This window comes from Neisseriaceae bacterium CLB008 (assembly GCA_041228285.1).
Lineage (GTDB): Bacteria > Pseudomonadota > Gammaproteobacteria > Burkholderiales > Neisseriaceae > JAGNPU01.
Window position 1 is genome coordinate 2,300,676 of record CP166133.1, and the last position, 12,225, is coordinate 2,312,900.

A 12,225-nucleotide genomic window follows, 5' to 3' on the forward strand; every position below is an offset into this window, starting at 1 on the left:
GACTTGCCGCATCCATACGACACTTAATCCATGCGCGCCACACATTCGCACCCTGATGGTTGACGCTCATCATTGAGGGGCGTATAAGTACTACCCACTAAGTCATCATTACTTAATTATCATAAACAGAAAGCACGTGAATCACCATGCCTGACCCCGCTTATGCCGGCGCGCCCACTGCGGCAGCCTCATTTCATTTAAAGAACCCCGCTTAACGGTTCGTCACGCTGCTTCGTGCTCGATTTTTCGGTTACAGAACGCCTGACGACTGTTTAGGCCAGAGTAACCACCATGCAAAAACCATTGATCTTCACTCCCTATTTTTTCGCTTCTCGGCGCTTGGCCTTAGCCTTTTTGCGCCCGTCGCTCACGCCCCCTTTAGAACCCCCTAGTCGCTGACTAAGGCTCTATGGGCGCGACACTTTGCGCCCACCCACGTCTGGATGATCACCCTCATCGGACGCGCTGCGTCAATCGTTCTCGGATGATTGACGCCGGCAACCGCTATCCCCACCCACAAAAAGGAAACCCTCATGGACGACGACCCCAGGCCGCTCATCGCGCCCTTGCCGGCACAGCAAGCGGCGTCGAGCGCATTCAACCTAACCTGTGCCCCATTAATTTGCTTCGCATCCGCATCAACCGCTCGTAGCTGACGCCTAGTCCTTAGGCTCGCCCTGTCGCGCGTTGGTGTCTGCGACAAGGAGTAAGCGTCATGACGCAATCCCAACACAACGCGGCTCACCCACACAACAAAGCCGCCCCCAAGCAAGACAAACTTTCCATGCTCGCGCTACAGGAAACCCAACACAGCCTTGAGGCCTCTTTTCAACGCTTAGCCAGTAATCCTGACGGTTTAACTCAGGCTGAAGCGGCCGATCGCCTCCAAAAAAATGGCCCCAATGAAGTGGCTCATGACAAACCGCCTTTTGTCCTGATTCAGCTGTTATTGGCGTTTAAAAACCCCTTTATCTTTGTGCTGTTGATCTTGGCCATCATCAGCGTGGTCACCGACTATTGGCTACCGCTACAGGAAGGTGAAGAAACCGACCTCACCGGCGCCTTAATCATTTTCACCATGGTGATCTTAAGCGGCCTGTTGCGGTTTTGGCAGGAATACCGCTCGGCCAAAACGGCTCAGTCGCTTAAATCCATGGTCAAAACCACGGCCACGGTACGCCGACGGCGTGATTCACGCTCTCCCTCAAAACTCATCGAAGTGGGCATGGCCGACCTAGTTAAAGGCGACATCGTCCATTTGTCTGCCGGTGACATGATTCCCGCCGACATCCGCCTCATCGATTCACGCGATCTGTACATTAGCCAAGCCGTCCTCACCGGCGAATCGCTGCCGGTGGAAAAGTACGACACATTAGGCGACGTGGCCGAAAAATCAGCCACCGCCTCTGGCGACCAGCACACAGGTCCGCTGGATCAGCCCAATATCTGCTTCATGGGCACCAACGTGGTCAGCGGCACCGCCACGGCCCTAGTCGTCGCCACCGGCGGGCAAACCTATTTCGGCTCTTTGGCTAAATCCATTACCGGCGGCCGCCCACAAACCTCTTTTGACAAGGGCGTGAACAGCGTCAGTTGGCTGTTGATTCGATTCATGCTGGTGATGGTGCCCGTGGTCTTATTGATTAACGGCTTCACTAAAGGCGATTGGACCGAGGCATTTTTGTTTGCCCTAGCCGTAGCCGTTGGCCTCACGCCTGAAATGTTGCCCATGATCGTCAGCACCAATTTGGCTAAGGGCGCAATGGCCATGGCCAAAAACAAAGCCGTCGTCAAGCGCTTGAATGCGATTCAAAACCTAGGCGCCATGGACGTGCTGTGCACCGACAAAACCGGCACCCTCACCCAAGACCAAATCATCTTGGCCCACCATCTCAACACCAGCGGCCATGCCGACCCACACATCCTCAGCTTAGCCTGGCTGAACAGCCATCACCAAAGCGGCATGCGCAACTTGATGGATAAGGCCGTCATTCAGTTCGCCGATGCCGACCACAACTTAGTCAAGCCCCACGCCTATTTAAAAGTCGATGAGCTGCCGTTTGATTTTGTACGCCGGCGTCTGTCCATCATCGTGCAACAGCAAACCAACGAACATCTGCTCATCTGTAAAGGGGCGGTAGAGGAAATGCTGCACATCAGCACCCACATTCGGCTCAATGGCCAAGTAGAGCCACTGAATGCCGGTAACAGCGCCACGCTGAACGCCCTGTCTCAGCAATATAATGAAGATGGGTTTCGGGTGTTGCTGATCGCCACCAAGCGCTTTGGCCCAGACGCACTCAAAGACAACTACCACACCAGCGATGAAAACGGCCTCGTCATCGAAGGCCTACTGACCTTTCTTGATCCGCCCAAAGAAACCGCTGGCCCGGCCTTAACTGCTTTAAGCGACATCGGCATTACGGTTAAAGTCCTCACCGGCGACAACGAAGTGATCAGCGCCAAAGTGTGCCAGCAGGTTGGCCTGATGCCGGGCACGCCGATACTCGGCCATGAGATCGAGGCCATGGACGACGAAGCCCTACGACAAGTGGTAGAAGAACGCACCATTTTCGCCAAGCTCACGCCGCTGCAAAAATCACGGGTTTTAAAAGCCTTACAGCAAAATGGCCACACCGTCGGTTTCTTAGGCGACGGCATCAATGATGCTGCGGCCTTACGCGATGCCGACGTCGGCATTTCGGTCGACAGCGGCACCGACATCGCCAAAGAGTCAGCCGACATCATTCTGTTAGAAAAAAGCTTGATGGTGTTGGAAGAAGGCGTGCTCAAAGGCCGAGAAACCTTTGGCAACATCATGAAATACCTCAACATGACGGCCAGCTCTAATTTTGGCAACGTGTTTTCCGTTTTGGTCGCCAGCGCCTTTATTCCTTTTCTCCCTATGTTGGCCATCCATTTATTGATTCAAAACCTGATGTATGACATTTCCCAGCTGGCATTGCCTTGGGATACGGTCGACGAAGAATATTTGAAAAAGCCCCGTAAATGGGACGCTCCCAATATTGGCCGCTTCATGCTGTGGATTGGGCCAACCTCATCAATCTTCGACATGACCACGTTTGCGCTGATGTGGTATGTATTTGCCGCCAATGCGCCAGAATTCCAGTCCTTGTTCCAATCTGGCTGGTTTATTGAAGGGCTGCTGTCGCAAACCTTGGTCGTACACATGCTGCGTACCCGTAAAATCCCCTTCATTCAAAGCACGGCCACGCTGCCGGTCATGCTGATGAGTATCGTGGTGATGGGTCTGGGCATTTACATCCCCTTCTCGCCCCTAGGTGCGATGGTGGGGCTACAGCCGCTGCCTTGGTCTTACTTCCCTTGGCTCGTTCTCACCCTATTGAGCTATTGCCTCGTGGCACAGGGCATGAAAACGATTTACCTGCGTCGCTTCAAAACCTGGTATTAAGCTCCTTCTCGAGCCTTAGCCCTAAACGCAAAAAAACCCAGCCTAGGCTGGGTTTTTTATTCAGCTTATTTACTGACCAAAATAGGCGGTGAAGCTCGCCTTAGCCAAAGTTTTGAAATGCAGGTTAAAGCCCGTGGCCGCAGTGGTGATGTCGGCAGGTAAATCCAAAGCCTCTTCGCTGATCGCCATCACGGTGAAAATATAGCGATGCGGCTGATCACCTTTAGGGGGATTAGCGCCGCCAAAACAGTAGTCGCCGTAATCGCTGCGCATTTGGCGCGCGCCGGCTGGCAGTAAGCTGTTGTCCACGCGCCCAGCATCGGCCGGCAACTCTGTCACGCTGGCCGGAATATTGATCACCATCCAATGCCAAAAACCAGAGCCGGTTGGGGCATCAGGATCATAGCAAGAGATGGCATAGCTCTTGGTGCCCTCTGGCGCACCGCTCCAGCTCAAGGGTAAAGACTGATTGCCACCTTCAAAGACAGCACTCATCGGCAAGGTACCGCCGTCTGCGACTAAAGGGCTGCTTAAACGAAATTCACTCATGTCACACTCCTATTCTGATCAAAAGGGCTGAGCCCTTATTCTGCACCAAACAACAGGTGCTCTTTAATGTGGCGGATGCGGTCACGCAATGCCGCAGCTTCTTCAAAAGCCAAATCGCGCGCCGCTTGGGCCATGGCTTTTTCAAGCTTGGCGATTTCTTTAATGGCGTCTTCTTCACTGCGAATGTCAGTGCCCTTAAGCTTTCCTTTACTGCCTTTTTTACCGTCGTCGTGGGCGTACACGCCGTCGATCAGGTCGCGCACCTTCTTATTAATCTGGGTAGGGGTAATGCCGTTGGCTAGGTTAAAGGCGATTTGTTTCTCACGCCGACGCTCGGTTTCTTCGATGGCTAAGCGCATCGACTCGGTAATTCTATTAGCATACAGCAAAGCTTGGCCGTTGACATTACGCGCGGCACGGCCAATGGTCTGAATCAGGCTGCGGTGGCTACGCAAAAAGCCCTCTTTATCGGCATCCAAAATCGCCACCAAAGACACTTCAGGAATGTCCAAGCCTTCGCGCAAGAGGTTAATCCCGACCAAAACGTCAAATAGGCCTAAGCGTAAATCACGAATGATTTCCACCCGCTCTACCGTGTCGATGTCGCTGTGTAAATAACGCACTTTAATGCCCAACTCGGTATAGTAATCGGTGAGCTGCTCGGCCATGCGCTTGGTCAAGGTGGTCACCAACACCCGCTCACCCTTGTCGATGCGCAGATTAATTTCACTTAATAAATCGTCTACCTGAGTATCCACAGGACGGATGATGATGGTTGGATCCAGTAGACCGGTTGGTCGCACCACTTGCTCCACCACTTGGCCAGCATGTTCGCCCTCATATTTCGACGGCGTGGCCGACACAAAAATGGCTTGCGGAATGATTTTCTCAAACTCTTCAAATTTAAGCGGTCGATTGTCCATCGCCGTTGGCAAGCGAAAACCATAATCGACCAAGTTGGCCTTACGCGCCGCATCGCCTTTGTACATGGCGCCAATTTGCGGCACGGTGACGTGACTCTCATCTAGGAACATGAGGGCGTTTTTAGGTAAATAATCCAGCAAGGTGGGGGGCGGTTCGCCGCGTGGGCGCCCGCTGAAGTGGTGAGAATAGTTTTCAATGCCCTTACAAAAACCCATTTCGTACAGCATTTCCAAATCAAAGCGGGTTCGCTGCTCGATCCGCTTGGTCTCAACCAAACGCCCTTCCTTAGTGAACCATTCGATGCGGTCGGCCAATTCAGTTTTAATTGTCTCACAGGCGCGCAGCACGGTTTCGCGTGGCGTCACGTAATGGCTAGACGGGAACACGGTAAAGCGGCCCACCCGCTGTTTGGTGGCGCCGGTAAGCGGATCAAACAAGGTGAGGCTTTCAATTTCATCGTCAAACAGGCTGATGCGCACGGCAGTTTCGGCGCTCTCGGCTGGGTACACGTCGATCACATCGCCGCGCACGCGAAACGAGCCGCGCTTAAAGTCCATGTCGCCGCGATCATACTGCATCGCCACCAAGCGGCTGATGATGGCCCGCTGGTCCATGGTTTCATGTTCTTTCAGATGCAAAATCATCTGATGATATTCAGAAGGGTCACCAATACCGTAAATGGCCGACACTGTCGCCACAATGATCACGTCCTGGCGCTCCATCAGGCTTTTAGTCGCCGACAAACGCATTTGTTCAATGTGTTCGTTGATGCTGGAATCTTTTTCAATGAAGAGGTCGCGGCTAGGCACATAGGCCTCTGGCTGATAGTAATCATAATAAGACACAAAGTACTCAATGGCATTATTGGGAAAAAACTCACGCATTTCCGCATACAGCTGCGCCGCCAAGGTTTTATTGTGCGCCATGATGATGGCCGGACGGCCACTTTGGGCAATCACATTGGCCATGGTGTAGGTTTTACCCGAGCCGGTCACGCCTAATAAGGTTTGAAACGACAGGCCATCCGCCAAGCCCTCAACCAAGCTTGCGATTGCCGTGGGCTGATCCCCCGCCGGTTCAAACGGGCGGTTTAGCTGGTAGGGACTATTGGGAAATTGAATCAAATTCATAAGCAACGGCAACCATTCTTGAAATAAATAATAAGGCAGTACAAGACATTAGATGGGGCTAAGCGCCGAAAAGACAAGGCCGGCGGCGCGATTTAAGATCATCAAGCTGCGTGCGCCAACCGCTTAGCCTTAGCTTCTTTTTGCCACAGCATGGTGCCCCAAACCGCAGCAGCATAAAGGCCGATGAAGACAAAGCCCGTAAATAAATTCGACCACCCTTCTACGCCATCAAACAGCGCATCGCCGAGGGCAAACCACATCATCGCTTTGGACACGATGAAATAAGCCAACAGCAGCCATGCGGCCACGCGACTTTTATTGAATATACCCACGCCGAACAGGGCAATAATGGCCACATCAAGCCAATAATAAGGGCTATACAGGAGCGCAATCGTCACCGTGGCTAAAACGCTTAATAAAGCACCGATCCAACCGCAACGAATGCCGATCAGCGCCTTTTTTTGTGTAGGGGTATGGTCGTTCATGTGTGTTTTGAGCTTTCTGGAAAATAAACCAGTAAAAACCTTAAGGGTACAATAAAATACGGGGCTGATAAAGCGGCTTTAAACCGCCGTCACGTCTGCACCATCGGCGCTGCCTGGACGCAATAAATCTTGATACAGATCGGCCAAAACGCCGCCAGGCGCAAACGCCTGCTCTAGCCAATAGCTAAACTCACCCTTTAACTCCTGCTTAATGACCAATAGCTGCTTAGACGGCTGGCGTGGATTCTTAATTTTTTTCGCCACCAAACGCCCATCGGCTAACTCTTGCTGCACCATGCTGGCCGGCACAAAGCCGATGCCCGTCCCCATCATCTGTAGCCGTTTTTTGGTTTCCCAATCGGTGACCTTAATCACCTCCTGCCCATATAAAAGCCAGCCCACCCGTTTATTAACGCGTTGGGCGGTATCGGCAATGAACACATTTGGATAAGAACGCAGCGTGCTTTCCGCAATTGGCTCAGGCGCTTTGGCCAAAGGATGATCAGGCGCCACCACAAACAGCCAATCAATGTAGCCAATGTCGGTGTAGTTTAAGCCGCCGCCGTCGATCACAATACCTGGGGCGCCAATGGCCACGTCGGCCGACTGATGTAAGAGTGCATCCCACACGCCGTTATACACTTCGGTGCTGATGCTGAACTCACACAAAGGAAAACGACGCTTCAAATGCGTGAGCAGCTCGGCGGTATGATGGGGCGTATGCAAAAGATTATTCAGGCACAGTCGGATTTTCAAAGCAATATTGGCATCGATGCTCTCAATGCTGCGTTTAATCGCTCCAAACTCATCCAACAGCATGGTGGTTTTTTTAAGTAAGTATTCGCCCGAATGGGTTAAGGTCACGGTGCGCGCTTGGCGGGTAAACAAAGGCGCATCCAAATAGGTTTCAATACGCTTGATGCTGTGGCTCACCGCAGAAGGCGTCAGCCCCAAGGCCTGCGCTGCTGCGGTAAAACTACCCGTCACAGCAACTTGTTCAAAAATCTTCAGTATATCTTCTGAAAAAATAGATTTCATTGATTTTCCTTAATGTTCAATGCGATAGATCATACCTTGAATCTTTTTCATCCACTCATCCCAAATCATCAAGTTATATTCAAACCTCTAGGCTAATAGGTTAAATACGGACACACTAACCATAACAACACGCACATGATTAAGCCATTCAGCATCCTAACCGATTGCCTCAGCCTAATCCACACGCCGGAGCCTTCAAAGCTCAGGGCGCGCAGTAGATTCTGGTTTGAACCTTATTGACGACATTCATTCACCTTACTCTTTAAAGGATTGATTATGTATATTAAAGCAGAAATAAAATCCAATACCTACGTTGACTCCATGTCCCTCATGGCGCTGTCAACCAAGGTCAATCAGCTGCCGCTGGTCCAGCAGGCCATGATTGGCATGGGCACCGACATGAACAAACAGGTCATCGACAACGTTGGCCTCGGCACCGACGCCATTCGCAACGCCACTAAAACCGACTTAATCATCGTGGTTCAGGCCGCTAACGAAGCCGATGCAGAGACCGTTTTTGCCCAAATCGCCGAACTACAGGCGCAAAGCGCCCAAGGTGATTCAGGCCAGAGCAATACCTTCAATACTTTAAAGCAAGCTCTTAAACAGCAAACCGACGCCAATCTCGTTCTGTTCTCCATTCCGGGTGAATACGTGGCGGCAGAAGCCAAATTGGCCTTACAGCAAGACAAACACGTGATGATCTTCAGCGACAACGTCAGCGTCGAAGAAGAAATCGCCCTCAAACAGCTGGCCCACGAACGCGGCCTCTTGGTCATGGGCCCCGACTGCGGCACCGCCATCATCAACGGCGCCGGCCTTTGCTTTGCCAACCAAGTGCGTCGCGGCAACATTGGCGTGGTTGCGGCTTCAGGCACCGGTAGCCAAGAGCTCAGCGTGCAGGTCGACGCCATGGGCCAAGGCATCAGCCAGTTGATCGGCGTGGGCGGGCGCGACCTAAGCGAAGCCGTCGGCGGCATCATGATGACCGATGGCTTTAATATGCTGCTGGCCGATGACGCCACCCAAGTCATTATTTTATTGTCTAAACCCCCAGCACAAAGCGTGCAAGACAAAATGATCGCGCTGGCCAAGGCGGCGCATAAACCTGTGGTGCTGTGCTTTATCGGCGCCAACCTCAGCGGCAGCGAAGGCAACATCACCTATGCGCGCCACAGCCAAGAGGCCGCGCAGCTGGCCGTTCAGCTGGCCACCGGCCAAGCGCCCAAAGACCAAGGACAAGCACGCCTAGACGCCATTTTGGCCCAGGCCAGTCCGAAGGCTGCCCCCTGGGTACGCGGCCTATTTGCCGGTGGCACCATCTGTGACGAGGTATTCTACACCGTAAAAGCCGTCAGCTCAGACGTCTACTCTAACGTCGCTGGCCCAGAAGCCGAACGCATTCGCTTTGGCCAAGCCCCCCACCATCACGCCATGATCGATTTTGGCGACGACGACTACACTCAAGGCCGGCCTCATCCCATGATCGACGCCACCTTCCGCGCCCAAGCCCTCATCGAAACGGCTAAAGACGCCGACGTCGGCACCATCTTACTGGACTTTGAGCTGGGCTACGGCGCCAACGCCGACCCCATCGGCGCCATGCTGCCCGCCATTGAAGAAGCACAGCGCTTGGCCAAGGCCGACAACCGTCCGCTCAATGTCATTGCCTATGTTTTGGGCACCGATGCCGACGTTCAAAATAAGCAGCGCCAACAGCAGCGTCTCACAGAAGCAGGCGTGTTTTTAGTCGACAGCGCCGTTCACCTAGGCGTCGCCGCTGCCCAACTGATTCAACGAAATAAGGAGTAATTCATCATGGCTCAAGGACTATTTCAACACACCCTCAACGTGGTCAACGTTGGCCCCAAATTATTTCTAGACGATTTAAATACTCAGGCCGTCAGCGCCAGCCAAGTGAACTGGACGCCACCGCGCCCAATCAGCGCAGAACTGGCCGCCGCCTTAGAGACGCTCCAGCGCCCAGAGGTTGCCGCCAAAATTGACGCCGCCAACCAAGAAGCGGTTGAGCGCATCATCACCGCCCACCCCGTCCTCATTGGCTACGAGCGTGCGCTAGACGTGGTGCCCGGCATGACTAAAAACACCATCATCCACGCAGGCCCACCGATTGCCTGGGCCGATATGTGTGGCGCCATGAAGGGGGCCATCACGGGCGCCATCGTGTTTGAAGGCTTGGCCAAAGACATCGCCGAAGCAGAACAGGTAGCGGCTTCAGGCCAAATCATCTTCTCGCCTTGTCATGAACACGATTCGGTTGGCTCGATGGCCGGCGTGACCTCGGCATCGATGTATGTGCACATTGTCAAAAACAAAACCCACGGCAATGTGGCCTACACCAACCTTTCCGAACAGCTGGCCAAAATTTTACGCATGGGCGCCAACGACCAATCGGTGATTGATCGCCTGATCTGGATGCGCGACGTATTCGGCCCCATGCTCAGCGCCGCTATGAAGCTCGCCGGCGAGATCGACTTACGCATGTTGCTGGCTCAAGCCATTCACATGGGCGATGAAGACCATAACCGCAATAACGCCGGCACCTTGCTGCTGACGCAAAAGCTCACCCCTTATATCTTGCGTACCGACTTCAGCAATGAAGACAAGATTGCCGTATTTGAGTTTATTGAAAGCAGCGACTACTTTACCGGCCCCACCTGGATGGCCGTGTGTAAAGCCGCCATGGATGCCGCTCACGGCGTCAAGCACAGCTCCATCGTCACCACCATGTGCCGTAACGGCGTGGAATTTGGCATCCGTCTGAGCCACTTCGAAGGCTTTAACTGGTTTATCGGCCCCGCTCAAAAAGTGATTGGCCCAATGATGGCAAGCTTTAAGCCCGAAGACGCTGGCCTAGACATCGGCGACAGCGCCATCACCGAAACCTACGGCATCGGCGCCTTTGCCATGGCCGCCGCCCCCGCCATCGTGCCTTTAGTCGGCGGCACGGTTGAGGACGCCATCAACTATTCGAAAACCATGATGGACATCACCACCGCCACCAACCCCAACATCACCATTCCGTTGTTGAATTTCCGCGGTATTGCTTCTGGTATTGATGCCCGTAAGGTTTTAGACACCGGTATTTTGCCCATCATCAACACCGCCATCGCCCACAAAGACGCCGGCGTGGGCATGATTGGCACCGGCCTAACCAACCCTCCGTTTGAAGTTTTCGAACAGGCCTTAATCGCGCTGGCCAACGACTTTAACTAACCGTCAGACAAGGAATCGATCATGCTGCTTACCTCTGCCACACGGCTGATTCAGCCATTGAGCCTAGATGATCGATTCCTATCGACCTTACGCCAAAGCGCGCGCTGGCACATTCACAGCGCCTTCGACAATACCGTCAACTTGACGGCACCTAACCTACCCTTGCTGACCCTCAGCAATCAAAAAACCGACAGCCTCCCCTTAAGCCTGATGACTCAGAACGTCAACTTCAGCAGCCTCAGCATCCAGATCGGCCAAGCCGTTCACCATGATGAGCACGCACTGTACCTACCCCATCACGATGCTTTTGCCCTAACGGCGAAACCACAATCCCATTCTTTAGCCGTGGCGACCGATGCGCTCGATGTCGCAGCGCTGTCCTCAGCGCTGGCGACGCTGCGCGCCACGCTCAAGCAACAGGCTAGCCCCGGCAGCTTCGTGCCCAGCGTCGGCGCCTCAGCCTTTGAGCTCGGCCTTAGCCGCTGCCTACACCAGCAGGCCCAAGCCCTACAGCAGACATTACGAACGGCGCAAGCGGCGCCGATCGATGCCGCCGTCTTGGGCTTACTCGGCCTCGGCGTGGGCCTCACCCCTTCGGGTGATGACTATTTAGTTGGCGTTTTAGCCGCCCTACGCCTTAACCAGAGCGCTGCGCCAGCGGCCGCAGCCTTAAGCGCCAGCATCAGCCGCCACGCCGAACGACAAACCAACGCCATCAGCGTGCAGGCCTTAAGCTGCGCTAGCCAATACTATTTTAAATCCAGCCTGATCGATCTCATTCACAGCCTCGCTCAAGGGCAAACGCCGGCAGCGGTTCAGCACTTAAGCCAGCTGTTACAGACAGGATCCACCTCAGGCACCGACATCGCCTACGGCGTACTCGACACCCTCTTATTGTTTACTTTAGCAAAGGATGTACCATGAAAATCAATTGGCCCCTCATGATTTCGGCACTCGTGACCGGTTTTTTATGTGGACTCTGGGCAGGCGTGGCGCCACGCCTAAATCTGTCGATTTGGGCCGGCTTCGCCGGCTGCACCGCCTACTTCGCCAGCGGCAAACACCAGCTAGAAGGCATTAAAATGACGCTGTACACCACGTTACTGGGGTCATTTACTGCCTTTGCCATGATCTGGAGCGGCGACAACATCCTCTCGTTCCTGTCACCTAATATGGCCACCGGCATTGCCGTAGGCATCATCGTCGGCCTGATCGTGCTGTGCGGCGCACTGGATTTTGTGGCTTTTGTCCCGGGGATTTTTGTCGGCTGCTACAGCTATTTCGCCATTGACGGCCAGTGGCCCTTACTGATCGCATCTTTGATTGCCGGCACCTTCCTTGGCTGGGCTTGCGATCAAGGCGGCACCAGCCTGACACAACGGCTAGGCCTGAGCCAGGCGCCCAGCCAGTAGCCTCATTTAGCACGCCT

At 53.8% G+C, this 12,225-nt stretch carries 9 protein-coding genes; 5 read left to right on the forward strand and 4 right to left on the reverse strand.

Annotation, left to right across the window (positions count from 1 at the left end; all coding sequences use genetic code 11):
• Positions 1-715: 715 nt before the first annotated feature.
• Positions 716-3,433 (forward strand): magnesium-translocating P-type ATPase, encoded by a 2,718-nt coding sequence (gene mgtA, locus AB8Q18_10585; GenBank protein ID XDZ50633.1) that lies wholly within the window; start codon positions 716-718, stop codon positions 3,431-3,433.
• Between the two features lie 69 nt (positions 3,434-3,502).
• Here mgtA and AB8Q18_10590 read toward each other — a convergent pair whose 3' ends face one another.
• From AB8Q18_10590 to AB8Q18_10605, 4 genes are all read right to left on the reverse strand, one after another.
• Positions 3,503-3,982: a YbhB/YbcL family Raf kinase inhibitor-like protein gene (locus AB8Q18_10590; GenBank protein XDZ50634.1), complete on the reverse strand. Its 480-nt coding sequence runs from the start codon at positions 3,980-3,982 to the stop codon at positions 3,503-3,505.
• 35 nt (positions 3,983-4,017) lie between these two features.
• Positions 4,018-6,036: an excinuclease ABC subunit UvrB gene (gene uvrB, locus AB8Q18_10595; protein ID XDZ50635.1), complete on the reverse strand. Its 2,019-nt coding sequence runs from the start codon at positions 6,034-6,036 to the stop codon at positions 4,018-4,020.
• Between the two features lie 101 nt (positions 6,037-6,137).
• The gene (locus AB8Q18_10600; GenBank protein XDZ50636.1) at positions 6,138-6,521 is read right to left on the reverse strand and encodes a hypothetical protein; all 384 of its coding nucleotides are present in this window, start codon (positions 6,519-6,521) and stop codon (positions 6,138-6,140) included.
• Between the two features lie 78 nt (positions 6,522-6,599).
• A complete protein-coding gene (locus AB8Q18_10605; protein ID XDZ50637.1) occupies positions 6,600-7,559 on the reverse strand; it encodes a LysR substrate-binding domain-containing protein in 960 nt (319 codons plus the stop codon).
• Between the two features lie 276 nt (positions 7,560-7,835).
• Between AB8Q18_10605 and fdrA the strand changes: the two genes are divergently transcribed.
• The 4 genes from fdrA to AB8Q18_10625 are packed head-to-tail and all read left to right on the forward strand — an operon-like array spanning position 7,836 to position 12,208.
• Positions 7,836-9,371, forward strand: coding sequence for an acyl-CoA synthetase FdrA (gene fdrA, locus AB8Q18_10610; protein XDZ50638.1), 1,536 nt, complete (start codon positions 7,836-7,838; stop codon positions 9,369-9,371).
• Positions 9,372-9,377: 6 nt separating this feature from the next.
• Positions 9,378-10,796 (forward strand): DUF1116 domain-containing protein, encoded by a 1,419-nt coding sequence (locus AB8Q18_10615; GenBank protein ID XDZ50639.1) that lies wholly within the window; start codon positions 9,378-9,380, stop codon positions 10,794-10,796.
• Between the two features lie 21 nt (positions 10,797-10,817).
• Positions 10,818-11,720 carry a DUF2877 domain-containing protein gene (locus AB8Q18_10620; GenBank protein ID XDZ50640.1) on the forward strand — a complete coding sequence of 301 codons (903 nt, stop codon included), beginning with the start codon at positions 10,818-10,820 and terminating at the stop codon, positions 11,718-11,720.
• Positions 11,717-12,208 carry a DUF1097 domain-containing protein gene (locus AB8Q18_10625; protein XDZ50641.1) on the forward strand — a complete coding sequence of 164 codons (492 nt, stop codon included), beginning with the start codon at positions 11,717-11,719 and terminating at the stop codon, positions 12,206-12,208. The genes AB8Q18_10620 and AB8Q18_10625 overlap by 4 nt, the downstream gene beginning before the upstream one ends.
• The last annotated feature ends 17 nt before the right edge of the window (positions 12,209-12,225 follow it).

Coding starts and splice junctions, on each gene's coding strand:
- AB8Q18_10615 (XDZ50639.1), top strand. CDS start 9,378: ATGGCTCAAGGACTATTTCAACACACCCTCAACGTGGTCAACGTTGGC.
- AB8Q18_10590 (XDZ50634.1), bottom strand. CDS start 3,982: ATGAGTGAATTTCGTTTAAGCAGCCCTTTAGTCGCAGACGGCGGTACC.
- AB8Q18_10605 (XDZ50637.1), bottom strand. CDS start 7,559: ATGAAATCTATTTTTTCAGAAGATATACTGAAGATTTTTGAACAAGTT.
- AB8Q18_10625 (XDZ50641.1), top strand. CDS start 11,717: ATGAAAATCAATTGGCCCCTCATGATTTCGGCACTCGTGACCGGTTTT.
- uvrB (XDZ50635.1), bottom strand. CDS start 6,036: ATGAATTTGATTCAATTTCCCAATAGTCCCTACCAGCTAAACCGCCCG.
- AB8Q18_10600 (XDZ50636.1), bottom strand. CDS start 6,521: ATGAACGACCATACCCCTACACAAAAAAAGGCGCTGATCGGCATTCGT.
- mgtA (XDZ50633.1), top strand. CDS start 716: ATGACGCAATCCCAACACAACGCGGCTCACCCACACAACAAAGCCGCC.
- AB8Q18_10620 (XDZ50640.1), top strand. CDS start 10,818: ATGCTGCTTACCTCTGCCACACGGCTGATTCAGCCATTGAGCCTAGAT.
- fdrA (XDZ50638.1), top strand. CDS start 7,836: ATGTATATTAAAGCAGAAATAAAATCCAATACCTACGTTGACTCCATG.